Annotated in this window: 21 protein-coding genes; 4 read left to right on the top strand and 17 right to left on the bottom strand. The window is 70.8% G+C overall.

Annotated features, from left to right (window positions below; genetic code table 11):
• Positions 1–92: 92 nt before the first annotated feature.
• From ACFY0I_RS23110 to ACFY0I_RS23085, 6 genes are all read right to left on the bottom strand, one after another.
• The gene (locus ACFY0I_RS23110) at positions 93–914 is read right to left on the bottom strand and encodes a shikimate dehydrogenase (protein WP_388898875.1); all 822 of its coding nucleotides are present in this window, start codon (positions 912–914) and stop codon (positions 93–95) included.
• 7 nt (positions 915–921) lie between these two features.
• Entirely contained in the window at positions 922–2,709 is a 1,788-nt protein-coding gene (mltG, locus tag ACFY0I_RS23105) for an endolytic transglycosylase MltG (protein ID WP_388898872.1), read from the bottom strand.
• 128 nt (positions 2,710–2,837) lie between these two features.
• The gene (gene ruvX / locus ACFY0I_RS23100) at positions 2,838–3,308 is read right to left on the bottom strand and encodes a Holliday junction resolvase RuvX (protein ID WP_362883395.1); all 471 of its coding nucleotides are present in this window, start codon (positions 3,306–3,308) and stop codon (positions 2,838–2,840) included.
• Positions 3,309–3,310: 2 nt separating this feature from the next.
• Positions 3,311–5,980 carry an alanine--tRNA ligase gene (gene alaS / locus ACFY0I_RS23095; RefSeq protein ID WP_388898869.1) on the bottom strand — a complete coding sequence of 890 codons (2,670 nt, stop codon included), beginning with the start codon at positions 5,978–5,980 and terminating at the stop codon, positions 3,311–3,313.
• Positions 5,980–6,333, bottom strand: coding sequence for a DUF6167 family protein (locus ACFY0I_RS23090; RefSeq protein ID WP_388898866.1), 354 nt, complete (start codon positions 6,331–6,333; stop codon positions 5,980–5,982). The genes alaS and ACFY0I_RS23090 overlap by 1 nt, the downstream gene beginning before the upstream one ends.
• Before the next feature lie 8 nt (positions 6,334–6,341).
• Complete coding sequence (locus tag ACFY0I_RS23085) at positions 6,342–6,785, bottom strand: DUF948 domain-containing protein (protein WP_388898863.1); 444 nt, start codon at positions 6,783–6,785, stop codon at positions 6,342–6,344.
• A gap of 146 nt (positions 6,786–6,931) precedes the next feature.
• On the opposite strand from ACFY0I_RS23085, the gene ACFY0I_RS23080 reads away from it, so the two are divergent.
• Positions 6,932–9,133 carry an ATP-binding protein gene (locus ACFY0I_RS23080; protein ID WP_388898860.1) on the top strand — a complete coding sequence of 734 codons (2,202 nt, stop codon included), beginning with the start codon at positions 6,932–6,934 and terminating at the stop codon, positions 9,131–9,133.
• 20 nt (positions 9,134–9,153) lie between these two features.
• On the opposite strand, the gene rpsD is transcribed toward ACFY0I_RS23080, so the two are convergent.
• On the bottom strand, positions 9,154–9,765 hold the full coding sequence (gene rpsD / locus ACFY0I_RS23075; RefSeq protein WP_008740451.1) for a 30S ribosomal protein S4: 612 nt from the start codon (positions 9,763–9,765) through the stop codon (positions 9,154–9,156).
• 55 nt (positions 9,766–9,820) lie between these two features.
• Here rpsD and ACFY0I_RS23070 point away from each other — a divergent pair, with 55 nt between their 5' ends.
• On the top strand, positions 9,821–10,732 hold the full coding sequence (locus ACFY0I_RS23070) for a DUF2470 domain-containing protein (protein ID WP_388898857.1): 912 nt from the start codon (positions 9,821–9,823) through the stop codon (positions 10,730–10,732).
• On the opposite strand, the gene ACFY0I_RS23065 is transcribed toward ACFY0I_RS23070, so the two are convergent.
• The 5 genes from ACFY0I_RS23065 to ACFY0I_RS23045 form a co-directional block, all read right to left on the bottom strand.
• Complete coding sequence (locus ACFY0I_RS23065) at positions 10,724–11,473, bottom strand: HNH endonuclease family protein (protein WP_388898854.1); 750 nt, start codon at positions 11,471–11,473, stop codon at positions 10,724–10,726. The two genes, ACFY0I_RS23070 and ACFY0I_RS23065, sit on opposite strands and share 9 nt — an antisense overlap.
• A gap of 57 nt (positions 11,474–11,530) precedes the next feature.
• Entirely contained in the window at positions 11,531–12,883 is a 1,353-nt protein-coding gene (locus ACFY0I_RS23060; protein WP_388898851.1) for a replication-associated recombination protein A, read from the bottom strand.
• A 44-nt stretch (positions 12,884–12,927) separates the two neighbouring features.
• Positions 12,928–13,542, bottom strand: a complete 615-nt coding sequence (locus ACFY0I_RS23055; RefSeq protein WP_388898848.1) for a vitamin K epoxide reductase family protein — start codon at positions 13,540–13,542, stop codon at positions 12,928–12,930.
• Positions 13,543–13,688: 146 nt separating this feature from the next.
• The gene (gene hisS / locus ACFY0I_RS23050; RefSeq protein WP_388898846.1) at positions 13,689–14,948 is read right to left on the bottom strand and encodes a histidine--tRNA ligase; all 1,260 of its coding nucleotides are present in this window, start codon (positions 14,946–14,948) and stop codon (positions 13,689–13,691) included.
• Positions 14,949–14,958: 10 nt separating this feature from the next.
• Positions 14,959–15,672 (bottom strand): MBL fold metallo-hydrolase, encoded by a 714-nt coding sequence (locus tag ACFY0I_RS23045; RefSeq protein WP_388898844.1) that lies wholly within the window; start codon positions 15,670–15,672, stop codon positions 14,959–14,961.
• 152 nt (positions 15,673–15,824) lie between these two features.
• Between ACFY0I_RS23045 and ACFY0I_RS23040 the strand changes: the two genes are divergently transcribed.
• The gene (locus ACFY0I_RS23040; RefSeq protein WP_388898842.1) at positions 15,825–16,607 is read left to right on the top strand and encodes a peptidylprolyl isomerase; all 783 of its coding nucleotides are present in this window, start codon (positions 15,825–15,827) and stop codon (positions 16,605–16,607) included.
• A 213-nt stretch (positions 16,608–16,820) separates the two neighbouring features.
• Entirely contained in the window at positions 16,821–18,050 is a 1,230-nt protein-coding gene (locus ACFY0I_RS23035) for a DUF349 domain-containing protein (protein ID WP_388898840.1), read from the top strand.
• A gap of 89 nt (positions 18,051–18,139) precedes the next feature.
• Here ACFY0I_RS23035 and ACFY0I_RS23030 read toward each other — a convergent pair whose 3' ends face one another.
• The 5 genes from ACFY0I_RS23030 to yajC all read right to left on the bottom strand — a co-directional run bounded on the left by ACFY0I_RS23030 (position 18,140) and on the right by yajC (position 24,902).
• The gene (locus ACFY0I_RS23030; RefSeq protein WP_319195251.1) at positions 18,140–20,572 is read right to left on the bottom strand and encodes a bifunctional (p)ppGpp synthetase/guanosine-3',5'-bis(diphosphate) 3'-pyrophosphohydrolase; all 2,433 of its coding nucleotides are present in this window, start codon (positions 20,570–20,572) and stop codon (positions 18,140–18,142) included.
• A 241-nt stretch (positions 20,573–20,813) separates the two neighbouring features.
• Positions 20,814–21,365: an adenine phosphoribosyltransferase gene (locus tag ACFY0I_RS23025; protein ID WP_388898837.1), complete on the bottom strand. Its 552-nt coding sequence runs from the start codon at positions 21,363–21,365 to the stop codon at positions 20,814–20,816.
• Entirely contained in the window at positions 21,362–22,423 is a 1,062-nt protein-coding gene (gene secF, locus ACFY0I_RS23020; RefSeq protein ID WP_388898835.1) for a protein translocase subunit SecF, read from the bottom strand. The genes ACFY0I_RS23025 and secF overlap by 4 nt, the downstream gene beginning before the upstream one ends.
• Before the next feature lie 3 nt (positions 22,424–22,426).
• Positions 22,427–24,262, bottom strand: coding sequence for a protein translocase subunit SecD (gene secD, locus ACFY0I_RS23015; RefSeq protein WP_388898833.1), 1,836 nt, complete (start codon positions 24,260–24,262; stop codon positions 22,427–22,429).
• Positions 24,263–24,413: 151 nt separating this feature from the next.
• Positions 24,414–24,902, bottom strand: coding sequence for a preprotein translocase subunit YajC (gene yajC, locus ACFY0I_RS23010; RefSeq protein ID WP_388898831.1), 489 nt, complete (start codon positions 24,900–24,902; stop codon positions 24,414–24,416).
• Positions 24,903–24,941: the final 39 nt, after the last annotated feature.

Raw genomic sequence — 24,941 nt, 5'->3', positions numbered from 1 at the left:
CGGTCCAGCTATCGGACGCTTCGTCCGTCAGGTGAACGCCCGGCCGGCCGGAGCCGGACCGGATCCGTCGGCGAGGGGGGGGACCGGGCCGTCTAGCGCCGGGCGAGGGCCCGCTCGCCCGCGGCGCGCATCGCCGCGAGCGGTCCGGGGCGGCCGGTCATCGCGCCGACCTGGAGCACCGCTTGGTGGACCAGCAGGTCCAGGCCGCCGATGACCTGGCCGCCGCGCGCGGACCAGGCCGCCGCCAGAGCGGTCGGCCAGGGGTCGTAGAGGACGTCGAAGAGCGTCCCGGCGCCCTCGGGGACGGACGCCGCCAGGGAGTCCGTCGTACCGGCCGGGGTGGTCGCGATGACCAGCGGTGCGTCGAGCGCCTCGGCCGCGTCCGACCAGTCCGCGGTGCGTACGGGTACGCCGAGCCGGTCGCCCCACCGGTGCATCTCCTCGGCGCGGGCGCGCGAGCGGACGTACGCGGTGACCTCGCCCGTGCAGATCCGGGAGAGGGCGGCCAACGCCGAGGAGGCGGTGGCGCCCGCTCCGAGGACGGCCGCGGCGGGCACCTTCTCGACGCCCCGCTCGTGCAGGGCCGCGATGATGCCCGGGATGTCGGTGTTGTCGCCGAGGCGACGGCCGTCCTCGGTCAGGACGACCGTGTTGACCGCCTCCACCGAGGCCGCGGTGTCGCTGACGCCGTCGAGCAGCGCGATGATCGCCCGCTTGAGCGGCATCGTCAGCGACAGCCCGGCCCACTCGGGGCCGAGGCCGCCCACGAACGCCGGGAGGGCGGCCTCGTCGATCTCGAAGCGGTCGTAGGACCAGTCGTCGAGGCCGAGCTCCCGGTAGGCGGCGCGGTGCAGCACCGGTGAGAGGGAGTGCTCGATGGGCGAACCCAGCACCGCGGCCCGTATCCGTGACATGTCGTGCCTATCCGCCGTTCTTCTGGTTCTGCCGCGCGAGGAACTCGTCCACCAGCTTCTGGTGCTCCTCGTAGGTCTTGGTGAAGGTCGTCGTCTTGCTGTCGACCGACACGAAGAACATCCAACCGCCGTGGTCGGGGTTGAGCGTGGCGCTCAACGCTTCCTCGCCGGGGTTCCCGATCGGACCGGGGGGCAGTCCCTTGACGAAGTGCGTGTTGTAGGGGTGGTCGAGCGCCCTGGCTTCCTTGATGTTGAAGTTCAGGTGGCTGGTGCGCTTGATGTAGTTGTAGGTCGAGTCGAACTCGATCTTCTGGTTGGTGACGTCGTTCGTCTTCTTCAAGCGGTTGTAGACGACCTCGGACATCTTCCGGAAGTCCTCGTGGTGCTTGCCCTCGGCGTTGACGAGGCTGGCGACCGTGATCACCTGGAGCGGGTTCTCCAGGCCGAGTTCCTTGGCCTTGCCCTCGACGCCCAGCTCGGTGTACTTGTCGGACGCGTTCTTGACCATCTGCCGGAGGATCGTCTCGGGCGTGCTGTCCTTACCGATGTCGTAGCGCGCCGGGAAGAGGAAGCCCTCCAGCGGGTCGATGAGCTTGGGGTTGTTGCCGGCCCAGGCGGGCAGACCGAGGTTCTTGGCATCGCGCTTGGCGATCTCCTCGGTGGTGCCGGCCTGCTTCCCGAGGCGCTTGTCGATGAGCTCGTAGACCTCGTAGGTCCGCTTGCCCTCCGGCACGGTGAGCACGTTCAGCTTGCTCGGGTCCAGCATGACGGCGACGGCGGCCGAGGCCGACATCTTCTTCTTGAGCGGGTAGACGCCCGGCTGGATCGCCTTGCCCTTGGCACCGGCGGCGGCCGTGAACGCGTCGACGCTCGCGACGATGCCGTTCTTCTTCAGGATGTTGCCGATCTGAGCGACGGTGGACCCCTGGGGGATCTCCACGTCGATCGCCTCGCCGCTGCCCTCGCCCGCGAAGTCGGCGGCCGTGGCGAACCGCTCCTTGATGTAGCTGTAGCCGTAGTAGCCGCCACCGCCGATGACACCGACGATGACGACGGCCGCGATCAGGCAGGCGGTGCCGCTGCGCTTCTTTTCCTTGGTCTTCTTGCCGCCGCCGCCCTTGCGATCGCCCCTGCGACCGCGCGGCTCGTCGTCGTCGCCCCCGCCGCCCGCGGCGAGCAGCCCGTCCTCGGACTCCTCCTCCGGCTCGTCGACCGGCTCCGGCTCCAGGTGCCGTCTGCCGGGCGGCTGCGGCGGCGGGTAGGCGCCCTCGGTGGTGTACAGGTCGGGGGCCTCACCGGAGTAGCCGGCGACGGCCTGCTGCGCGTACGGGTCGGCCACCGCGTAGGGGTCGGCCTGCACGGCTGCCGCCGCGTACTGGCCCTGGCCGGTGTCCCAGCCCTGGGCGTCGTACACCGGCTGTTGCGACTGGACCGGTTGCTGGGCCTGCTGCTGGGGCTGGGCCTGCTGCTGGACACCGGGGTGCTGCGGGGCCCAGCCCTGCTGCTGCTCCGCGTACTGGGGGTACGGGGCGGCGGCGTACTGCTGCTGGTACTGCGGTTCCTGGTACTGGGGGTCCTGGTACTGCTGCGGACCTCCCTGGTACTGCGGTACCTGCTGCTCCGGGTACGGGTACGGGGGTACCTGCTCCTGGTACTGCGGCGCCTGCTGCTGCGGTGCGCCGCCGTACGGCACCTGACCCTGCTGGGCCTGGTGCGCGGTCCACCCCTGGTCCCCGTAAAGGGGATCCTCGGGGTGCCACGGTTCGGAGCCGCCGCCCCGGCCATACTCAGTCATCGGTCCCCTAGAGCCGCGAGACGAAGGCCACGGCCTTTCGTCGGCCGCGACACCCGGTTCCGCCTCTTTAGTGGTGGCGACGGCTGTTCGAATGCCGTCTCATTTCGCGGAACGTTACCGTATCGCGATCAGACAACCACTTCGACGCACTCACCGGGCGGATTACCTGATACCCGTTCGGTCTCCAATGCGTTCTGCAGAATCACCACCGCGGCCGCCTGGTCGATGACCGAACGGCCTTTCTTGGCGTTCCTGCCGGAAGCCCGCAGTCCCTGGGCGGCGGTGACCGTGGTCATCCGCTCGTCCACCAGCCGGACCGTCACCGGTTTGATGCCCTTGGCCAGCTCGTTCGCGAAGGTGCGCACCTTGGCCGCTGCCGGGCCCTCCCGTCCGCTGAGCGAACGGGGCAGACCGACGACGACCTCCAGGGGCTCGTACTCCGCGACGAGCTGCCGCAGCCGCCGGTGGGCGGCCGGAACGTCCCGGCCCGGGACGGTTTCCACCGGTGTGGCCAGGACCCCGTCGGGGTCGCAGGAGGCGACCCCGATCCGGGCTTCCCCGACGTCTACGGCCAGTCGGCGGCCGCGGCGCAGTGTCATCGTCAGGCCGTCTCGACCACGAGGCGCTCGACGGCGCCGATGGCCTCCGGGATCGCGGCCGCGTTCTGGCCCCCGCCCTGGGCGACGTCGGGCTTGCCGCCGCCACCGCCGCCGAGGGTCTTGGCGGCCGCGCGGACCAGCTCGCCGGCCTTGAGGCCGCGCTCGCGGGCCGCCTCGTTGGTGGCGATGACGGTCAGCGGGCGGTCGTTGGCCACGGTGAACAGGGCCACCACGGCCGGGCGGTCGCCCTGGATGCGGCCGCGCACGTCGAGGACGAGCCTGCGCAGGTCGTCGGCGCCGGTGCCGTCCGGCACCTGGCCGACGACGAGGGCGACGCCGTGGATGTCCTGGGCGTTCTGCGCGAGACCGGCGGCGGCCTGGAGGACCTTCTCCGCGCGGAACTTCTCGATCTCCTTCTCGGCGTCCTTAAGCTTGCCGAGCATGGAGGCGATCTTCTCCGGGAGCTCCTCGGGACGGCCCTTGACCAGTTCCTGGAGCTGGGCGACGACCGTGTGCTCCTTGGCGAGGAAGTTGTACGCGTCCACGCCCACCAGGGCCTCGACGCGGCGCACGCCGGAACCGATGGAGGACTCGCCGAGCAGCTTCACCAGGCCCAGCTGGGCGGTGTTGCCGACGTGCGTACCGCCGCACAGCTCCTTGGAGAAGTCGCCGATGGTGACGACGCGCACGCGCTCGCCGTACTTCTCGCCGAACTCGGCGATGGCGCCCTGCTTCTTCGCCTCGTCGATGCTCATGATCTCGGCGGTGACGTCGAGCTCGCGCGACAGCACGTCGTTGATCTTCTGCTCGACGTCGGTGAGGACCGAACCGGGGACGGCGTTCGGCGAGCCGAAGTCGAAGCGGAAGCGACCGGGAGAGTTCTCGGAGCCGGCCTGGGCGGCCGTCGGGCCGAGCGCGTCGCGCAGGGCCTGGTGCGTCAGGTGGGTGGCCGAGTGGGCACGGGCGATGGCCCGGCGGCGGTGGATGTCGATGGCGGCGTACGCGGAGGCGCCGACCGTCACCTCTCCGACCTGGACGGAGCCCTTGTGCACGGAGACACCGGGGACCGGCTGCTGGACGTCGCGGATCTCGATCACTGCGCCGGAGTCGAGCCGGATCCGTCCCTGGTCGGCGAGCTGGCCGCCGCCCTCGGCGTAGAAGGGGGTGCGGTCGAGGACGACCTCGACCTCGTCGCCCTCGGTGGCGGCCGGCGAGGAGACGCCGTTGACCAGCAGGCCGACGATGGTGGACTCGCCCTGGGTGGTGGCGTAGCCGGTGAACTCGGTGGCGCCGGAGCCGTCGGCGATCTCGCGGTACGCCGACATGTCGGCGTGGCCGGTCTTCTTGGCCTTGGCGTCGGCCTTGGCGCGGTCGCGCTGCTCCTGCATCAGGCGGCGGAAGCCGGACTCGTCCACGGCGAGGCCCTGCTCGGCGGCCATCTCCAGGGTGAGGTCGATCGGGAAGCCCCAGGTGTCGTGGAGCAGGAACGCCTTGTCACCGGAGAGGATCGTGCCGCCGGCGGCCTTGGTCTCCGTCACGGCGGTGTCGAGGATGTTCGTGCCGCCCTTGACGGCCTTGAGGAAGGCGGCCTCCTCGGCGAGCGCGACGGTCTCGATGCGCTTGCGGTCGGTGACCAGCTCCGGGTACTGCCGACCCATGGTGTCCACGACGACGCCGATGAGGTCCTGGACGACCGGGCCGGTGGCGCCCATGAGGCGCATGTTGCGGATGGCGCGGCGCATGATGCGGCGCAGGACGTAGCCGCGGCCCTCGTTGCCGGGGGTGACGCCGTCGCCGATGAGCATGGCGGAGGTGCGGATGTGGTCGGCGACCACGCGCAGCGAGACGTCCGTGCCCTTTTCGGCGCCGTACCGCACGCCGGTGAGTTCGGTGGCCTTGTCCATGACCACGCGCAGGGTGTCGGTCTCGTACATGTTCTGCACGCCCTGCAGGATCATGGCGAGACGTTCCAGGCCGAGGCCGGTGTCGATGTTCTTCGACGGCAGGTCGCCGAGGATCGGGAAGTCCTCCTTCCCGTCGCCCGCGCCGCGCTCGTACTGCATGAAGACCAGGTTCCAGATCTCCACGTAACGCTCGTCGTTGACGGCCGGGCCGCCCTCGACGCCGAATTCGGGTCCGCGGTCGTAGTTGATCTCCGAGCACGGGCCGCAGGGGCCGGGGACGCCCATGGACCAGAAGTTGTCCTTCTTGCCCAGGCGCTGGATCCGCTCGGCGGGGACGCCGATGACGTCGCGCCAGATCTGCTCGGCCTCGTCGTCGTCGAGGTAGACGGTGATCCAGAGCTTCTCGGGCTCCAGGCCGTAGCCGCCGTCCGCCACGGAGCTGGTGAGCAGCTCCCAGGCGTACTTGATGGCGCCTTCCTTGAAGTAGTCGCCGAACGAGAAGTTGCCGCACATCTGGAAGAACGTGCCGTGGCGGGTGGTCTTGCCGACCTCTTCGATGTCCGGGGTGCGGACGCACTTCTGCACGCTGGTGAGCGTGGACGCGGGCGGCTTGACCTCACCCAGGAAGTACGGCTTGAACGGCACCATGCCCGCGGGCACCAGCAGCAGAGTCGGGTCGTCCGCGATGAGCGACGCCGAAGGGACAACGGTGTGACCGCGCTCCTCGAAGAAGCTCAGCCAGCGGCGGCGGATTTCAGCCGACTCCATCAGTGGTCCTCATTCCGGTTGTACGTGACCGCCGAGCGGTTGGTTCGGTGGTTGTTCTTGTCGTGCCCGATGGCCCGCATCCGCCGCGGCCCGGGGAGGGCGGTGACGTTGTGGGGGGCATCGGGGTCCTGGGTCAGCCCCAGTGCGTCGTTCAGCTCGTCCTCGCGCTGCGTCATTCCCGCCTTGACGTCGAGGGCGAAGTCCTTGAGGCGGTGCCCCGCCTCCACTGCCTTGTCGGCGGCCTGGGCGGCGAGGCTCTCCGGCGTCAGTTTCTTGAGCTGACGGTTGACCTTGGTGGTGGCCCACACGCCGGCGGCGGCGCCTGCGGTGAACCAGAAGGCTCGGCGGAACATCGGCGGTGTCAGCCCTTCTGCTTCCGGCGGCGGGCCGCCGGCACCGTACGGCCGACGATCACGGTGCGCCGGGACGTCTTCTGCGGGTCGCGGCCGGTCGCCGCCCCGTCCGTACGACCGAGGGCCCGGCGTACGCCGTAGCCGAAGGCCGCGACCTTGACCAGCGGCCCGCCGAAGGTGGAGGCCACGGTGGAGGACAGGGCGGAGGCGTTGGAGGTGACCTCCTGCACGTCGCTGGCGATGGCGTCGACCCGGTCGATCTGGGTGCGCGCGGAGCGGACGGTGGTGGAGGCGTCCGCGAGCAGCGGAACGGCCTGCTCCGTCACGTCGGCCACCAGCTTCGTCGTCGCCTTCAGCACCTGGGCGAGCCTCACCAGTACGACGGCGAGGAAGGAGACCAGGATGGCCCAGAAGACGGCCACGAGGATCCCGGCCACCTCTCCACCGGTCACGTTGCACCGCTTCCTGAATCTGAAAACCTACGGAGAAAAGTCTCCTCCGACCCTATCGCGCCGGAGATCCGCCGCAGTACCTGAATTCCGGGGCCCGCGTGATCACCTTGTACGCAGCGCACGCGGACCAGTACCCTCCGTGTCCCATGCGACAGAGACCCCTTCGAATCAGGACCCGGGGCAATCTTCCCTCGGAGCTCAGCGGGTTCGTCGGGCGGGGTGGCGAACTGTCCCGGCTGGGACGGCTGCTGGACTCCGCGCGGCTGGTGACGATCACCGGGGTGGGCGGGGTGGGCAAGTCCCGGTTCGCGCTGGCGGCGGCCCGCGCGGTCGCCGGTGGGCCCTCGGAGGAGCCCCGCGAAGGGTCGGAGCCGGGGTCGGGGCCGCAGGAACGCCACTTCGACGGCGTGTGGCTGGCCGAGCTGTCCGGGGTACGCGATCCCGCGCTGCTGGAGTTCACCCTCGCCGAGGCGCTCGGGCTCACGGACCACACCACCCGGCCGCCCCGGACCGTCCTGGCCGAGCACCTGGCGCGGCGGCGGCTGCTGCTGGTCGTGGACGGCTTCGAGCAACTGGTCGAGGAGACGGCCGAGCTGCTGGCGGAGCTGCTGCGCCGCTCCCCCGGCCTGCGGGTGCTCGCGACGGGCCGGCGCACGCTCGGCGTGGAGGGCGAGCAGGTCTTTCCGTTGGCCCCCCTGGATCCCGCCGGGGCTCTGGAGCTGCTGGTCGGGCGGGCGGCCGCCGCCGACCCCGCCTTCGCCGTGACGGAGGCGAACCGGCCGCTGCTGACCGAACTGTGCGCCCGCCTCGACGGGATCCCGCTGGCCCTGGAGTTGGCGGCGGGCCGGCTGCGGACGCTGTCGCCCGCCCAGGTGCTGGCCCGGCTGGAGGACCGGTTCGCGCTGCTGACCGGCGGGGCGCGCGGGGCGCCGGCCCGGCACCGGGCCCTGCGGACGGCGATCGGGTGGAGCCACGAACTGTGCGCCCCCGCCGAGCGGCTGCTGTGGGCCCGGCTGTCGGTCTTCGCCGGGCAGTTCGACCTGGACGCCGCCGAGTACGTGTGCGCGGGCCCCGACCTGCCGGTGGACACGGTGCTCGACGTGGTGGGCGAACTGATCGCGCAGTCCCTGCTGGTCCGGGAGGAGACCCCGGCCGGGGTGCGCTACCGGATGCTGGAGACCGTACGGCTGTACGGGGCCGGGTGGCTGGCGTCCCAGGGTGACGCGACCCGGCTGCGGCGGCGCCACCGGGACTGGTTCATGGGCCTGGCCACCTGGTGCGAACTGGATTGGTTCAGCCCGCGCCAGCAGGAGGTGGCGGCGCTCGTGGAGGTGGAACTGGCGAACCTGCGGCTCGCCCTGGAGTGCTGCCTGGACGACCCGGAGGAACTGCACCTGGGCCAGTACCTGGCGGGCACCCTCTGGTTCTACTGGGCGGGCTGCGGCCGGCTGACCGAGGGCCGGCACTGGCTCGACCGGACCCTGGAGCCGGTCCCGGGCGACGGGCAGCAGGAGTACGAGAGCTCCCGGCTCAAGGCGCTGTGGGTGCTCGGCTACGTGGCGGTGCTCCAGGGCGACGCGGTGGCGTCGATGAGCGCCCTCCACGAGTGCCGCGACGCCGCGCTGCGGTCGGGCAACGAGGTGGCGGCGGCGTACGCGGTCCACCGGATGGGCTGCCTCGCGCTGGTCACGGACGACATGGCGCGCGCCGGCGAACTGCTGGGCTCGGCGCTGGAGCGGTACCGGGAGGCCGGTGAGCTGAACAGCAACGTCCTGATGTGTCAGGTGGAGCTGGCGATGGCGATGGCGTTCCAGGGCGAGCTGGCGGGAGCCGCCACGCTCTGCGAGGAGGTCCGGGAGATCTGCGAGGACCGCGGGGAACGTTGGACGAAGGCGTACGCCCTGTACGTGTTGGCGTACGCGGCCCTGGACGCGGGGGACACGGCCCGTGCCCGACACTTGCTGACCGAGTGCGTCACGGTCAACCACGCGTTCCGGGACCTGGTGGGGCTGGTGCTGGCCGTGGAGCTGCTGGCCCTGGTCACGGTCACCGAGGGCCGGCCGGCGGAGGCGGCGGTGCTCCAGGGCGCGGCGGAGCCGATGTGGGGCGGGGTGGGCGTGCGGCTGTTCGGGTCGGGGTACTTCAACGCGCCCCGGCTGATGTGCCAGGAGCGGGCCGGCGAGGCGCTGGGCCCCGAGCGGTACGCGGTGCACGCCGCCGAGGGGCGGCAGCTGAGCGTCGACGCCCTGGTCCTGCGGGCGCGCTGGGCGCCCGGCCGGGAGGGCGGCCCGAGAACGGGAAAACCCGCCGCCCCCCGGAGGGGACGACGGGTTGACACCAGCCTGTGAGGGCTACGCCTGCCGACGGATCAGCGGGCGTAGTACTCGACGACGAGCTGCTCGTCGCAGATGACCGGGATTTCCTTGCGGTTCGGGTCACGGTCCAGGCGGAAGGCCAGGGCCTTCAGGTTGACCTGCAGGTAGCGCGGGGTCTCGCCCTCGCCTGCGTAGCCACCCTCACGGGCAACCTGGAACGGAACCTTCTCGCGGCTGCGCTCGCGCACGGTGATGACGTCGTCCGGGCGGACACGGAACGACGGCTTGTCGACCTTGTCACCGTTGACCTCGATGTGGCCGTGAACGACCATCTGGCGGGCCTGGTAGATGGTGCGGGCGATGCCCGAACGCAGGACCAGGGCGTCGAGGCGACGCTCGAGCTCGACGACCAGCGCCTCGCCCGTCTTGCCTTCGGCCTTCTTGGCGCGGTCGTACGCGCGGGCCATCTGACGCTCGGAGATGTCGTACTGAGCGCGCAGACGCTGCTTCTCCAGCAGACGAACCTTGTAGTCCGAGTTCTGCTTGCGGCCACGGCCGTGCTCGCCCGGCGGGTAGGGGCGGGCCTCGAAGTACTTGACGGCCTTCGGGGTCAGCGCAATGCCGAGGGCACGCGACTTCTTGACCTTGGGTCGCTTCTGGTTCACGTGGAACCTACCTCCATGTAAGTTAGGTGAGGCTTACCTTAGCGAGGAGGACGTAATGTCTCGACCACATGGGATCCCCCTGCCCAGTGCGCGGCGAAGTTCGGATTCCAACGAAACGGAATCCGCTTTCGACGACGATAGGCAAGGTCAGCCGCGTCCCAGGGAAGGCGTTCGGCAGCTCACCGGAGCCGAACGCGTACGAACCCTCGTAGAGTCCAACGCCTCAGTATCCCTCACCCTGCCGGGTGCTCGTGACAGTCACGAGTCCGAAGAATTGGGGACAGGGGTGCCGGCCGCGCGGACCGTCACCCCGGACGGGGACGTGATTCTCCTTGTTTCCGGGGAATCCACGGCTGCCAGGGCAGCCGCTCACGCCCAGGACGACGACCTCACCGCCGTGATCGAGATCACGGACGTGGCGCCGGTGTCCGTGCCCCATCGTATCCGAGGCCGTGCGTGGCTGGCCGGGTGGCTGACGCCGGTGCGCGGGGACGACCGCGCGGTCTGCGCGGCCCTGCTCGCCGAGCGCCGTCCGGTGGGCGAACTGCTGGGCATGTCCGAGTCCCTCGACGCGCCCTACTCCGGCCGGCCCGCCTGGATGATGCTGCGCCTGGAGGTCGGCGAGATCTCCGTGGACGACCTGTGGGGCGCCGAGCACGTGGACCCCGAGGACCTCGCCGACGCCGAGCCGGATCCGATGGTGGCGCACGAGACGGAACTGCTCCAGCACCTGCACGCCGCCCACGGCGACCGGATCGCGGACCTGTGCGGGCTGCTCGGACCCCGTGAGGCGCGGGACATGCGGGCCGTTCCACTCGCCCTGGACCGCCTCGGTCTGCGCGTGCGCTTCAGGGGCGCCTCGGCGGAGTCCTCCTTCGACGCCCGCTTCGACTTCCCCGAGCCGGTCACGGACATCTGCGGCCTGCGCCGCGCCATGCACCACCTCTTCTCGGCCGCCTCACACTGAGGATCCGAAGGGGACGGCCTGAGCGGGACAGGTCGCCAGCAGTTCCTCCAGCGCCGTCTTCTCCGGCGGCGTCACGGAGAGCCCGTACTTGGCCTTGATGCCGGTGTACCGGCGTCCGTACTCGCACCAGAACTCCCGCCGCGGCGGTTTCCACTTGTCCGCGGTCCTGCTGCCCTTGTCCTGGTTCGTCTGCTTGTCCACGGCGAGCAGCACGTCGAGGTCGTTGGCGTACTCCAGCCTGCGCCCCGGCGTCCAGGCGTACGCGCCGCCCCGCCAGGCGGCGCCGAGGGCGACCACGTGGTCGGTCTGGATCTGCGAGGCGCGCCGGTAGGAGTAGGGGAGCCGCGTGCCGGTGTAAGGGTCGTCGAGCACCCCGGAGAGCACCACGCAGGGGTTGCGGTCGCCCTCGCGCAGTTCCTTCAGGTCCCGGCGCAGGACGTCGTCGCGGGTGTCGCAGCCGTTGCGGCCGCCGATGGCGTCGGTCTCGTCCGACCAGTACCGGCCGAACTCCTCCCGCTTGTACGTCTGCCAGTTCCGGCCCCATTCGACCTTCAACCCCGCCAGCCGCTCCTTGGCGGCGGCCGCGGCGGGCGGGAAGCCGGGGCCGGTCAGCGGCGCCCGCCCCACCAGCGCCGCGGCGCTCGCCCGCGCCCGGTCCGGCTCGTCGTGGTGGCAGCCGGCGAGCAGCAGCAGCGTCGCCGTCGTCGCGGCGATGAACGGAGCACGGCGTCGGCGTCCCATGGCCCGGAGGTTATGCCCGGCCCCGACGGGGAGCCGGGCGGCGCGCGACGCCCGGGGTCAGGACCCGCCGCGCAGCCGCTCGCGCACCTTGTCGACCACGTCCGCGTACCGGGCCTCGGCGCCGTAGCGGGTCGGCTCGTAGTACCGCTTGCCGTGGATCTCGTCCGGGGCGTACTGCTGCGCGGCGATGGCGCCCGGCACGTCGTGCGGGTAGACGTATCCCTGGGCGTGCCCCAGTTTCGCCGCCCCTTTGTAGTGGCCGTCGCGCAGGTGCGGCGGGACCGTGCCCGCCAGCCCGGCCCGTACGTCGGCCAGCGCGGCGCCGATCGCGGTGGTGGCGGTGTTCGACTTGGGGGCGAGCGCCAGGGCGATGGTGGCGTGCGAGAGGGTCAGCGCCGCCTCCGGGAAGCCGATCATGGCCACGGCCTGGGCGGCCGCGACGGCGAGCGGCAGGGCCGTCGGGTCGGCCAGGCCGATGTCCTCGCTCGCGGAGATCATCAGGCGCCGGGCGATGAACCGGGGGTCCTCCCCCGCGTCGATCATCCGGGCCAGGTAGTGCAGCGCCGCGTCCACGTCGGAGCCGCGGATCGACTTGATCAGCGCGCTCGCCACGTCGTAGTGCTGGTCGCCGTCCTTGTCGTAGCGGACGGCCGCGCGGTCGACCGCCTCCTCGACGGTCTGGAGCGTGATGTCCTGCTCGCCCTTGGCGAGGGCGGAACCGGCCGCCGCCTCCAGGGCGGTGAGCGCGCGGCGGGCGTCGCCGCCGGCGATGCGCAGCAGGTGCGCCTCCGCGTCCGCCGGCAGGGTCACGGCCCCGCCCAGGCCCCGCTCCTCGGTCAGTGCGCGGCGCATCAGCGCGCTGAGGTCCCCGTCCGTCAGGGGTTCGAGGGTGAGCAGCAGGGACCGCGAGAGCAGTGGCGAGATGATCGAGAAGTACGGGTTCTCCGTGGTCGCCGCGATCAGGGTGACCCAGCGGTTCTCCACGGCCGGCAGCAGGGAGTCCTGCTGGGCCTTGCTGAAGCGGTGGATCTCGTCGAGGAAGAGGACGGTGTCCTTGCCGTAGCCGCCGGCGGCCCGCTTGGCGCCCTCGATGACCGCCCGGACCTCCTTGACGCCGGCCGTGATGGCCGAGAGTTCCACGAAGCGCTTCTGCGTCGCCTGGCTGACCACGTAGGCGAGGGTCGTCTTGCCGATGCCGGGCGGCCCCCACAGGATCACCGAGGAGGCTCCGGCCGGTCCGCCGGCGCCCTCCCCCACCAGCCTGCGCAACGGCGAGCCGGGCTTGAGCAGGTGTTGCTGTCCGACCACCTCGTCCAGGGTGCGGGGGCGCATCCGGACCGCGAGCGGTGACGCCGAGGGGTCCTTCGCCCGGCGTTCCTCGGCTGCGGCGGTGAAGAGGTCTGGTTCCACACCGAAAGCCTATGCGAGGGCGCCGACAGTCCCGGCCGGGCGGCTCAGGAGGTCCAGAAGTCCCACCAGCGGGTCAGGATCAGCATGCCGATGATCCCGACGTGCAGGACGGGCATGACCCAGGCGAACTCGTCGAAGAAGCCGCGCAGCCAGGCGGGCGCGGGGAGCAGGCCCTGGCGCACGTTGTGCGCGGTCACGTACCAGAACATGAAGATGGTGGCGACCCAGGCCAGGCAGCACCACAGGCAGAGCGAGTTGATGTTGTACAGCGACTGGTAGGTGAGCCAGGCGCAGAAGACGACGCCGAACAGGGTGCCCGCGTTCAGGGTCAGCCAGTACCAGGGGCGAAAGCGCGCGCCGGCGAGCAGGCTCATGCCGACGCAGACGACGATGCCGTAGGCGACCAGTCCGAGCATGGGGTTCGGGAAGCCGAAGACGGCCGCCTGGTCGCTCTTCATGATGTTGCCGCAGGAGACGATCGGGTTCAGGCTGCAGCCCGGCGTGAAGTTCGGGTCCTCCAGCAGCTTGAACTTGTCGATCGTGATCACCCAGGCCGCGAGCAGGCCCGCGGCTCCCGTGATCACCAGCAGCAGCGCCAGGGCGCGGCTGCCGCCGAACGTCCGGGGGCCGGTTTCCGCGCCCGCACCTGTTGTCGTCATACCCGCCCGCTCCGCATCTGCAAGGTCATCAAGCACCGGCCATTGTGCCGTACGGGGGTACCTGTCGGCCGTTCGATGGGGATAAGGACGCGGGGCGGTACGGGGACCACCGGTCCCCGTACCGCCCCGCGCGGGGGCGCCGCCGGTCAGGCCAGGCGGGCCTTGACCGCGGTCACCAGGTCGGCCAGGGCCACCGGGCCCTGCTCGCCGGACTCCATGTCCTTGAGCTGGACGACGCCCTCGGCGATGTCTCGGTCGCCCGCGACGACGGCGAAGCGGGCGCCGCTGCGGTTCGCGTCCTTCATGGCGCCCTTGAGCCCCTTGCCGCCGTACGACATGTCGGCCGCGACGCCCTCCTTGCGCAGCCGCGTCACCAGCCCGAACACGGTCGCCTTGGCTTCGCCCAGGGCCACCGCGAACACCGTCGTCGCCGCCGGGATGTCCAGGGTGATGCCCTCGGCCTCCAGGGCCAGCACCGTACGGTCCACGCCGAGCGCCCAGCCCACCGACGGCAGCGCCGGTCCGCCGATCATCTCGGACAGGCCGTCGTAGCGACCGCCGCCGCCGACCGCGGACTGCGAGCCCAGGCCGTCGTGGACGAACTCGAAGGTGGTGCGGGTGTAGTAGTCGAGCCCGCGCACCAGCTTCTCGTCGTCCTCGAAGGCCACTCCGGCGGCCGTGATCAACGCCCGGACCTCCTCGTGGTACGCCTTGCAGCCGTCGCACAGGTAGTCGCGCAGGACGGGCGCGCCGACGAGCTGCTTCTGTACGTCGGGACGCTTGTCGTCGAGGACGCGCAGCGGGTTGATCTCGGCCCTGCGGACGGTCTCCTCGTCCAGGTCGAGCCCGCCCAGGAAGGCCTGGAGGGCCTCCCGGTAGACGGGGCGGCACTCCTTGTCGCCGAGCGAGTTCAGCAGGATCCGGAAGTCGCGCAGTCCCAGGCCGCGGTAGGCCTGGTCGGCCAGGATGATCAGCTCGGCGTCGAGGGCCGGGTCCTCGGCACCGATGGCCTCGGCGCCGACCTGGGAGAAGTGGCGGTAACGGCCCTTCTGCGGGCGCTCGTAGCGGTAGTACGAGCCCGAGTACCAGAGCTTGGCCGGCAGGTTGCCCTGCTTGTGCAGGCTGGCCTCCAGGGCCGCGCGCAGCACGGAGGCGGTGCCCTCCGGGCGCAGGGCGAGGTTCGAGCCGCCCTTGGTGGTGAGGGTGAACATCTCCTTGGTCACGATGTCGGTGGACTCCCCGACGCCGCGCGCGAAGAGGTTCACGTCCTCGAAACCGGGGGTCTCGATGTAGCCGTATCCGGCCGTGCGCAGCGGGGCGGAGATGGCCTCGCGGACCGCCAGGTACTTGGCCGAGTAGGGCGGGATCAGGTCGTACGTGCCCTTGGGGGCCTTGAAGGTGCTCACGGAAGTCTCGTCACATTCCTCGTCGTGGCGCGGCTTTCGGGTCCGCTGCCAGGCCGGCGGCGACCTCCCGCAGGTACGGGTTGGTCGTCCGCTCGCGGCCGATGGTGGTCTGGGGACCGTGGCCGGACAGCACCACGGTGGAATCGTCGAGCGGCAGGCACACGCGGGCCAGCGATTCGAGGATCTCGGCGTGGGAGCCGCCCGGCAGGTCGGTGCGTCCGATGGAGCCGGCGAAGAGCAGGTCGCCCGAGAAGAAGACCGGCGGAACGTCGGCCAGCTCGGGCATCCTGAAGGCCACCGACCCCTTGGTATGCCCGGGCGCGTGCGCCACGGAGAACTCCATCCCGGCCAGCTTCAGGCTGCTTCCGTCGGTGAGCTCGCGGACGTCGTCCGGCTCCCCCACGGTCAGCTCGCCCATGAGCGGCATCCCGATGGAACGGCCGAGGGCCTTCTCCGGGTCGCTCATCATGTAGCGGTCCTCGGGGTGGATCCAGGCCGGTACGTCGTGGGCCCCGCACACCGGGACCACCGAGGCGACGTGGTCGATGTGGCCGTGGGTGAGGACGACCGCGACGGGCTTGAGCCGATGCTTCTTCAGCGTCTCCTCGACGCCCTGGGCCGCTTGGTGGCCCGGGTCGATGATCACGCACTCCTCACCCGCGGCGGGGGCGACCAGGTAGCAATTGGTCCCCCAGGCCCCGGCGGGGAACCCGGCAATCAGCACGTTCGTCCTCAATCGTCGTCCGGCGGGAGGCAGCGGATCGGAATCTGCTGCTCAGAGCCTACCGGCGCCGCTCATTACACAGCGAACCCATATACGGTACGGCCTAACCCAGCCCGGACAGCGGTACCAGAGACGCACAAGGAGACGACCCGGTGGTCACGAGCGATCAGCGTCGGCGACAGCTCGCCAGGGAGAAGTACGAGCGCCAGCAGCAGCGGCGGGCACAGGCCCGTCGCAAGTCGAGGCAACGCCTGGCCGTGATCGGCGCGGCGGCGGCCGTGGTGGTGGCCACTCTGGTGGGCCTCATCGCGGGCGGCGTCTTCGACAGCAAGGACAAGACGGTCGAGCCGGCCGCGGACGCGGCGTCCCCCTCGGCGGCGCCCACGCCCAAGCAGTCGCCGCCGGCGATGGCGATCGACGACAAGGCGAAGTACACCTTCGACCTGAAGACGAGCGCGGGCCCGATCAAGTTCGAGATGGACGCGGCGAAGACCCCGCAGACCGTGAACTCGTTCAAGTCGCTGGCCGACAAGGGCTTCTTCGACAACACGAAGTGCCACCGCCTGGTGACCGGCGGAATCTTCGTCCTGCAGTGCGGTGACCCCGAGGGCACCGGTTCCGGCGGCCCGGGCTACAACATCCCGGACGAGAACCTGGACGCGCTCGGCAAGCCGAACGAGCAGGGGCAGGTCACCTACCCGGCGGGCACCGTCGCGATGGCCAACACCGGTCAGCCCGGGACCGGCGGCAGCCAGTTCTTCCTGGTCTACAAGGACAGCCCGCTGCCCCCCCAGTACACGCCCTTCGGCACGATCGACCCGGCCGGCGTGAAGGTCCTGGAGGAGGTCGCCAAGGCCGGTACGGCCACCGGAACGCCGGACGGCGCCCCGAAGACCCCCGTGACCATCGAGAAGGGCACGGTCACCAAGAACTGACCCGTCGGACGACCGCCGGGCCGGCCCCGCCCGCCTCCCGCACGCCCCGCGTACGTCTCCCGTACGTCGATATTCCGTCGTGCGGGATGCGGACAGCCGGCCCGACGGTCGCCTATGTTGGCGTTGTGCAGGGCGGGCGCTGCCCGCCCCAGGAAACTGTGGACGATGCCCGGGGGGCGAACCCCCTCGACGGCATCAGGTGGAGGAGGCGCTGTGAGCAGCGACCCGTGGGGCCGAGTCGACGAGACCGGCACCGTGTACGTGCGTACTTCCGAGGGCGAGCAGGTCGTCGGCTCGTGGCAGGCGGGCACCCCTGAGGAGGCCCTGGCCTACTTCGAGCGCAAGTACGAGGGCCTGGTGGTCGAGATCGGCCTCCTCGAACGGCGGGTGCGGACCACCGATCTGTCCGCCAAGGACGCCCAGACGGCCATCGAGCACCTGCGCACGCAGGTGGACGAGCACCACGCCGTGGGTGACCTGGCGGCGCTGCGCGTGCGGCTCGACGCGTTGGTGTCGACCGTCGACTCGCGGCGCGAGGAGCGCAAGGTCCAGAAGGCCAAGCAGGCCGACGAGGCCCGGGCGGCCAAGGACGCGCTGGTGACCGAGGCCGAGCAGCTGGCGCAGAGCGACCAGTGGCGCTCCGCGGGCGAGCGGCTGCGGGCCCTGGTCGACATCTGGAAGGGTCTGCCGCGGCTGGACCGCAAGTCGGACGACGAACTGTGGCACCGCTTCTCGCACGCCCGGTCCGCCTTCTCCAAGCGGCGCAAGGCTCACTTCGCCGCGCTGGACGCCCAGCGCGAGGACGCGCGCAAGGCCAAGGAGAAGCTGGTCGCGGAGGCCGAGTCGCTGTCGAAGTCGACGGACTGGGGTCCGACGGCCGCCCGCTACCGCGAGCTGATGGACAGTTGGAAGGCGGCCGGCCGGGCGCAGCGCGAGTCCGAGGACGACCTGTGGAACCGCTTCCGCGGCGCTCAGGACGTGTTCTTCGCGGCGCGCGGCGAGGTCTTCGCCGAGCGGGACGCCGAGCAGGTCGAGAACCTGAAGCTGAAGGAGGAGCTGACCGTCGAGGCGGAGAAGCTCGTCCCGATCACGGACCTGAAGGCGGCCCGCGCCGCGTTCCGTTCCCTGAACGAGCGCTGGGAGGCCATCGGCCACGTCCCGCGGGACGCCCGTCCCAAGGTCGAGGGCCGGATGCACGCGGTGGAGCGCGCCATCCAGGAGGCCGAGGAGGGCGAGTGGCGGCGTACGAACCCGGAGGCGCGGGCGCGTGCCGCCGGTCTGACGGGTCAGCTCCAGGCGGCCGTCGACAAGCTGCGCGGACAGGTCGACGCGGCCCGCGCCGCGGGCAACAACGCGAAGGCCGACAAGCTGGCGCGTGAACTGGAGGGCCGACAGGCCCTGCTGGACCAGGCGCTGAAGGGCCTGGAGGAGTTCGGCGGCTGAGTCCGCGGGCTCCGTACGGCAGTGGGCGCCACCCCTCGGGGGTGGCGCCCACTGCGTCGTACGGCCGACGGTGCGGCGCTCGGCCCGCGCTACGGCCTGCGGGCCGACGTCACGCGGTAGACGTCGTAGACGCCCTCGACGCCGCGGACGGCCTTCAGGACGTGGCCCAGGTGCTTCGGGTCGCCCATCTCGAAGGTGAACCGGGAGGTGGCCACCCGGTCGCGCGAGGTCTGCACCGCCGCGGACAGGATGTTCACGTGCTGGTCGGACAGGACCCGGGTGACGTCCGACAGCAGCCGGGACCGGTCCAGCGCCTCGACCTGGATGGCGACCAGGAAGACGGAGGACTGGGTGGGCGCCCATTCCACTTCCAGCATCCGCTCGGGCTGCTGGGAGAGGGAGTCGACGTTGACGCAGTCCGCACGGTGAACCGATACGCCACTGCCCCGGGTGACGAAGCCGATGATCGGGTCGCCGGGCACCGGGGTGCAGCAGCGGGCCAGCTTGACCCACACGTCGTCGACGCCCTTGACCACGACGCCGGGATCGGCGTTGCCCCGCCGCTTGCTGCGGCCGCGGGCCGGCGGGATGCTCTCCTCCATGTCCTCGTTGGCCGCGTCCTCGCCACCGAGGGCCTGCACCAGCTTCTGCACGACGCCCTGCGCGGCCACGTGGCCCTCGCCGATCGCCGCGTACAGCGAGGAGATGTCGGGGTAGCGCATCTCGTGGGCGAGCGTGACGAGGGAATCGCCGGTCAGGATGCGCTGGATCGGCAGGTTCTGCTTGCGCATGGCCCGCGCGATGGCGTCCTTGCCGTGCTCGATCGCCTCGTCGCGGCGCTCCTTGGAGAACCAGCCGCGGATCTTGTTCCGGGCCCGGGGCGACTTGACGAAGCCGAGCCAGTCGCGGGACGGGCCCGCGCCCTCGGCCTTGGAGGTGAACACCTCGACCAGGTCGCCGTTGTCGAGGGTCGATTCGAGCGGTACGAGCCGTCCGTTGACCCGCGCCCCTATCGTCCGGTGACCGACCTCGGTGTGGACGGCGTACGCGAAGTCCACGGAGGTCGCGCCGGCGGGCAGCGCGATGACGTCGCCCTTGGGCGTGAAGACGAAGACCTCGTTGCGGGAGAGGTCGAAGCGCAGCGAGTCGAGGAACTCGCCCGGGTCCTCGGTCTCCTTCTGCCAGTCGAGCAACTGCCGCAGCCAGGCCATGTCGTTGACGGTGTCCTGGCCGGCGCTGCCCTTGGCGGCCTGCGGGACGTCGGTGCGGACCTTGGAGGTGCCGGCGACGGTCTGCTGCTTGTACTTCCAGTGCGCGGCGATGCCGTACTCGGCGCGGCGGTGCATGTCGAAGGTGCGGATCTGCAGTTCGACCGGCTTGCCGCTGGGCCCGATGACCGTCGTGTGCAGCGACTGGTACATGTTGAACTTGGGCATCGCGATGTAGTCCTTGAACCGGCCGGGGACCGGGTTCCAACGCGCGTGCACCGTGCCGAGGGCCGCGTAGCAGTCCCGCACCGTGTCCACGAGGACGCGGATGCCCACCAGGTCGTAGATCTCCGCGAAGTCACGGCCGCGGACGATCATCTTCTGGTAGACGCTGTAGTAGTGCTTGGGGCGGCCCGTGACCGTGGCCTTGATGCGGGCGGCCCGCAGGTCCGTCATCACCTCGTCGGTGACGACGGCCAGGTACTCGTCGCGCTTGGGGGCGCGCTCGGCGACCAGCCGCACGATCTCGTCGTACATCTTGGGGTAGAGGATCGCGAAGGCGAGGTCCTCCAGCTCCCACTTGATGGTGTTCATGCCGAGGCGGTGGGCCAGCGGCGCGTAGATCTCAAGGGTCTCGCGGGCCTTCTTCTCCTGCTTCTCCCGCTTGAGGTACCGCATGGTGCGCATGTTGTGCAGGCGGTCGGCGAGCTTGATGACCAGGACCCGGGGGTCCTTGGCCATGGCGACGACCATCTTGCGGACGGTCTCGGCCTGCGCGGCCTCGCCGAACTTCACCCGGTCCAGCTTGGTGACGCCGTCGACCAGCAGGGCGACCGCGTCGCCGAAGTCGCGGCGCAGCTGCTCCAGGCCGTACTCGGTGTCCTCGACCGTGTCGTGCAGCAGGCCGGCCATCAGGGTGGCCGGGTCCATGCCGAGCTCGGCGAGGATGGTGGTCACCGCGAGCGGGTGGGTGATGTACGGGTCGCCGCTCTTGCGCTTCTGGCCCCGGTGCCAGCGTTCGGCGACCTGGTAGGCCTGCTCGATCTGGCGCAGCGTCTCCGTGGAGATCTTCGGGTCGTTGCTGCGGACTATGCGCAGGAGGGGTTCCAGTACCGGGTTGTACGGGTTGGAACGCTGCACACCGAGGCGGGCCAGGCGGGCGCGCACCCGGTTGGAGGATCCGGCCTGCTTCGCCGGAGCGGGCTTGACCGGCGGGGCCGGCGGCGCCGGAGGGGGCGTGGCGGCAGCCGCCGCGGCCGGCTCGGCCTGCGGGTCGGGCTGCGCGGCGGAGAGTGGCTGGACCTCGTCTGGCAAGAGCGCTCCTCACGGGGGTCCCCCCGGACGGAGTCTGGGGGAGGATCCGGGGCCCCGGTCAGGTCCGGATAACCCATGGTAGCGAGGGTTGCGCCGGCCCGTTCCCCCACGCCCGCCCCACGGGACGTCGCCCCTGCGGCCACTCCCGGCGCAAGCGGAAGCGGCGGGCCCCCGGGAGGTTCCGGGGGCCCGCCGCTTCCGACAGGCACTGCGGGTCGCCGCCGGGGGGCGACGTCCGGGCTCAGACCACGATCAGGGCGTCCAGCGGGGCGCCCGCGAGGGCGTCCGTCAGCCTGGCCCGGCCCGGGAGGAACGACAGCTCCATCAGGACCGCGACGCCCGCGACCTCCGCGCCGGCCCGCCGGATCAGCTCCAGCGAGGCTCCGGCGGTGCCGCCGGTGGCGAGCACGTCGTCGATGACCATGACCTTGTCACCGGCGGTGAGGTCCTCCGCGTGGACCTCGATCTCCGCCGTGCCGTACTCCAGCTCGTAGGACTGCGCGAGCGTGGCGCCCGGCAGCTTTCCGGCCTTGCGGACCGGTACGAAGCCGATGCCCGACTGCACGGCGACCGGGGCGGCCAGGATGAACCCGCGCGCCTCCAGGCCGACGATCTTCGTGGCGCCGTACCGGACGGCCAGCTCCGCCAGCGCGTCCGTCAGGGCCGCGAAGGCCTTCGGGTCGGCCAGCAGCGGGGTGATGTCCTTGAACATCACGCCCGGCTTCGGGTAGTCCGGTACGTCCTTGATCCGGCTGAGCAGCAGCTCGCGGACCTCGGGGGAACAGGAGGTCACCGACGCCGCCTCCCCTGGCCGCCGGAGACGGGCTCGGAGGAGTCGCCGGAGTCGGCGCCCCCGTCCCCGTCGACCGGCTCACCCTTGGCCGCGGCGGCCGCGCGCTTGGCCAGGACCCGCTTCTTGAGGGCCTTCATCGCCGGCTCGCGCTCCTTCAGGTCCACGACCAGCGGGGTCGCGATGAAGATCGAGGAGTACGCACCGGCCGCGAGGCCGACGAACAGCGACAGCGAGATGTCGTTGAGCATGCCCGCGCCCAGGAAGCCGCCGCCGATGAACAGCAGCGCCGCGACGGGGAGCAGGGCCACGACCGTGGTGTTGATCGAGCGGACCAGCGTGCCGTTGATGCTGCGGTTGGCGATCTCGCTGAAGGTGAAGCGGGTCTGCTTCGTGATGTCCTTCGAGCCCTCCTTCAGACCGTCGAAGACGACGACGGTGTCGTAGAGGGAGTAACCGAGGATGGTCAGCAGACCGATGACCGTACCCGGGGTGACCTCGAACCCGACCAGCGCGTACACGCCGACCGTGATGGTGAGGTCGTGGATCAGGGCGATCAGCGCGGCGACCGCCATCCGCCACTCGAAGGCGATCGCGAGGTAGATCACCACGAGGATCATGAAGATGCCGAGGCCGGTCCAGGCCTTGTTGGCGATCTGCTCGCCCCAGCTCGGTCCCACGAGGTCGGCGTTGATGTCGGCCGCGTTGACCTTGAGGTCGGTGGCGAGCTTGCCCTTGACGTCGGCGGCCGCCGCGGTGTCCAGACCGGAGATCTGGATGCGCATGCCGCCGGAGCCGAGCTCCTGGACGATCGCGTCGTGACCGGAGATCTTCTCCGCGGCCTCGGTCGCGTGGGCGACGCTGGCGGTCGTCTTCGGGGTGGTGAAGACGGCACCGCCCTTGAACTCGATGCCCATGTTCAGGCCCTGGACCGCCAGGGCGACGATCGCCGTGATGGTGATCAGGATGGAAACGCCGTACCAGAGAAAGCGCTTGCCGACGAAGTCGTAGCCGACCTCACCGCGGTACAGCCTGGCGCCGAGATCTCCCAGCTTCGACATCTCTCACGCCTCCTTTGCGTCGACGGGGGCGGGTACGGGGCCGGTGCGGCGGGATCCGCGCAGCGGCGGCTTGGCACCGAGCCGCTTCGGGTCGAGCCCGGACCACGGGTGACCGCTCGAGAAGAACTTCGTGCGGGCCAGCAGCGTCATGATCGGCTTGGTGAAGAGGAACACCACGACCACGTCGAGCAGGGTCGTCAGACCCAGTGTGAAGGCGAAGCCCTGGACCTTGCCCACGGTGACGATGAACAGCACCGCGGCGGCGAGGAAGGACACGAAGTCCGACACCAGGATCGTGCGCCGGGCGCGCGGCCACGCGCGCTCGACGGCCGGACGCAGGGTGCGGCCCTCGCGGATCTCGTCCCGGATGCGTTCGAAGTACACGATGAACGAGTCCGCCGTGATGCCGATCGCCACGATGGCGCCGCAGACCGCCGGCAGGTTGAGGGCGAAGCCGATGCCCTTGCCGAGGAGCGACATGATCGTGTAGGTCAGCACCGCGGACACCAGGAGGCTGATGATCGCGATGAAGGCCAGACCGCGGTAGTAGACCAGCAGGTAGATCACCACGAGGACGAGGCCGATGGCGCCGGCGATGAGACCGGCCTTCAGCTGCTCGCCACCGAGCGCGGGGGTGACGGTCGTGACGCTGTCCTCCTGGAAGGACAGGGGCAGGGCGCCGTAGGACAGCATGTTGCCCAGGTCCTGGGCGCTCTCCTGGGTGAAGCCGCCGGAGATCTCGGCGTTGCCGCCGGTCAGTGCCTGGCTGACGGAGGGGTCGGAGATGACCTTGCCGTCGAGGACGATCGCGAACTGGTTCTGCGGGGACTGCTTGGTGGCCAGCTCACCGGTGATCTTGGCGAACTTGTCGGCGCCCTTGTCGGTGAACTGCATCTGGACGATCCAGCCGCCACCGCGCTGCGTGTCGACGACGCCCTTGGCGTCCTTGACGTCCTGGCCGTCGACCTGGGCCGGACCGAGGACCCACTTGAACCACTGGGTGTCGCGCTGGCCGCAGGCGACCATCGAGTCCTCGGGCTTGGCGCCCTGGCCGGCCGCGGTGCGCTGCGCCGGGTCGGTGCAGTCCAGTGCGGCGAACTTCGTCTGCAGGTCGGCGACGGCGGGGTCCACCGGCGGGGCGCTCGCGTCGGGGGACGCGGACGGCGACCCGGACGGGGCACCGGAAGCCGAGGCGGAAGGGGTCGCCTTGTTGTCGTCTGCCTTCTTCGACCCGCTCGCCGAGGGCGAGGGGGTGGGCGCGCTGGGGGCCTTGAGGGCCTCGCTGAGTGTGCGGCCCTGGGAAGTGGCGCTGGACGACGGGGTGGCCGGGGCGGACGGCTTGCCGCTGCCCTCGGCCTTCGGCGGCGCGGAACCGCTCGTGGAGGGGCTCGGGGAGCCGCTCGGAGTGGCCTCGGGGGCGATCGGGGCGCCGTCGGCGACGGCGAGCACCGGGCGGAAGTAGAGCTGCGCGGTGGTACCGACCTGTTCGCGCGCCTGCTGCTCGTTCACACCCTTGGGGATGTTCACGATGATGTGGTCGGTGCCCTGCGTCTGGACCTCGGCCTCCGAGACGCCGAGACCGTTGACACGGCGGTCGATGATGCCGACCGCGGTGTTCATGTTGGTCTCGTTGATGGCGTTCGGCTTGCCGGGCTCGCTCTTCGCCTTGAGCGTGATGCTCGTACCGCCCGCGAGGTCGATGCCCAGGCGGGGAGTGGTCTGCTTCGAGAGGAACATCCCCGCGGTGAGCGCCACCATCGCGATCAGGATGAGGGCCAGGGCGCGCCCCGGCCTCCCCTGAGCCCCCGTGGGCCGCCGGCCCTTCTTCGGTGCTGCCACCTTGTCGTTTCTCCCTGTCCAACCGTCCCGCGCCGGGTCAGCGCGCGGACGGCCACGAAATGTGTGGTGGGGACCCCTGCCCCCCGCAGAAGTTCACTGCGGGTACCGCGGCGGTCGCCGGTCGGGCGCCACCGCGGTTCCCGGCCCGGTGCTACTTGGCGCCGGGCTCGCCGTCCTTGGGCTCGTCGCCCTTGGGCTCGTCGCTCTTGCCCAGGTCGAGCTTCGGGGCGTCGGTGGCGTCGGTGGACGCGTCCTTCGACAGATCGGCCTTGGGCTGGTCCGTCTTGGGGGCGTCGGCCTCGGTCAGCGAGGAGGCGTCGTCCGGCACGACCGGCGTGTCGTTCGTCGGATCATCGGTGATGCCGTGGACGATGCGGTTGTACTCCTCGTCCTCGAGGACGGCGCCGATGGAGTTCTTCGCGTAGATCGCGTGGACACCGGGAGCCACCTCCAGGGTGACCGTGTCCTCACCGATCTCCTTCACCGTGGCGTACATGCCGCCGATGGTGCGGACACCGGTGCCGGGCGTCATTTCGTTGCGCATCTGCGCGGCCGCCTGCTGCTTCTTCTTGGCGGAGCGGGTCATCAGGAACATGGCCCCGATGAGCACGATGAACGGGAGGAGTGTCACGAGATTCACGGGACGGAGATCCTTCGCACGACCGTACGGACGACGGCC

This window comes from Streptomyces sp. NPDC001568 (assembly GCF_042893755.1).
Lineage (GTDB): Bacteria > Actinomycetota > Actinomycetes > Streptomycetales > Streptomycetaceae > Streptomyces.
This window is presented reverse-complemented; position numbering and strand designations above follow the sequence as displayed.

What these genes read in the sequence shown, in the direction of transcription:
- ACFY0I_RS23110 (WP_388898875.1), bottom strand. Translation starts at nt 914, where the DNA reads ATGTCACGGATACGGGCCGCGGTGCTGGGTTCGCCCATCGAGCACTCC.
- mltG (WP_388898872.1), bottom strand. Translation starts at nt 2,709, where the DNA reads ATGACTGAGTATGGCCGGGGCGGCGGCTCCGAACCGTGGCACCCCGAG.
- ruvX (WP_362883395.1), bottom strand. Translation starts at nt 3,308, where the DNA reads ATGACACTGCGCCGCGGCCGCCGACTGGCCGTAGACGTCGGGGAAGCC.
- alaS (WP_388898869.1), bottom strand. Translation starts at nt 5,980, where the DNA reads ATGGAGTCGGCTGAAATCCGCCGCCGCTGGCTGAGCTTCTTCGAGGAG.
- ACFY0I_RS23090 (WP_388898866.1), bottom strand. Translation starts at nt 6,333, where the DNA reads ATGTTCCGCCGAGCCTTCTGGTTCACCGCAGGCGCCGCCGCCGGCGTG.
- ACFY0I_RS23080 (WP_388898860.1), top strand. Translation starts at nt 6,932, where the DNA reads ATGCGACAGAGACCCCTTCGAATCAGGACCCGGGGCAATCTTCCCTCG.
- ACFY0I_RS23070 (WP_388898857.1), top strand. Translation starts at nt 9,821, where the DNA reads ATGTCTCGACCACATGGGATCCCCCTGCCCAGTGCGCGGCGAAGTTCG.
- ACFY0I_RS23065 (WP_388898854.1), bottom strand. Translation starts at nt 11,473, where the DNA reads ATGGGACGCCGACGCCGTGCTCCGTTCATCGCCGCGACGACGGCGACG.
- ACFY0I_RS23055 (WP_388898848.1), bottom strand. Translation starts at nt 13,542, where the DNA reads ATGACGACAACAGGTGCGGGCGCGGAAACCGGCCCCCGGACGTTCGGC.
- secF (WP_388898835.1), bottom strand. Translation starts at nt 22,423, where the DNA reads ATGTCGAAGCTGGGAGATCTCGGCGCCAGGCTGTACCGCGGTGAGGTC.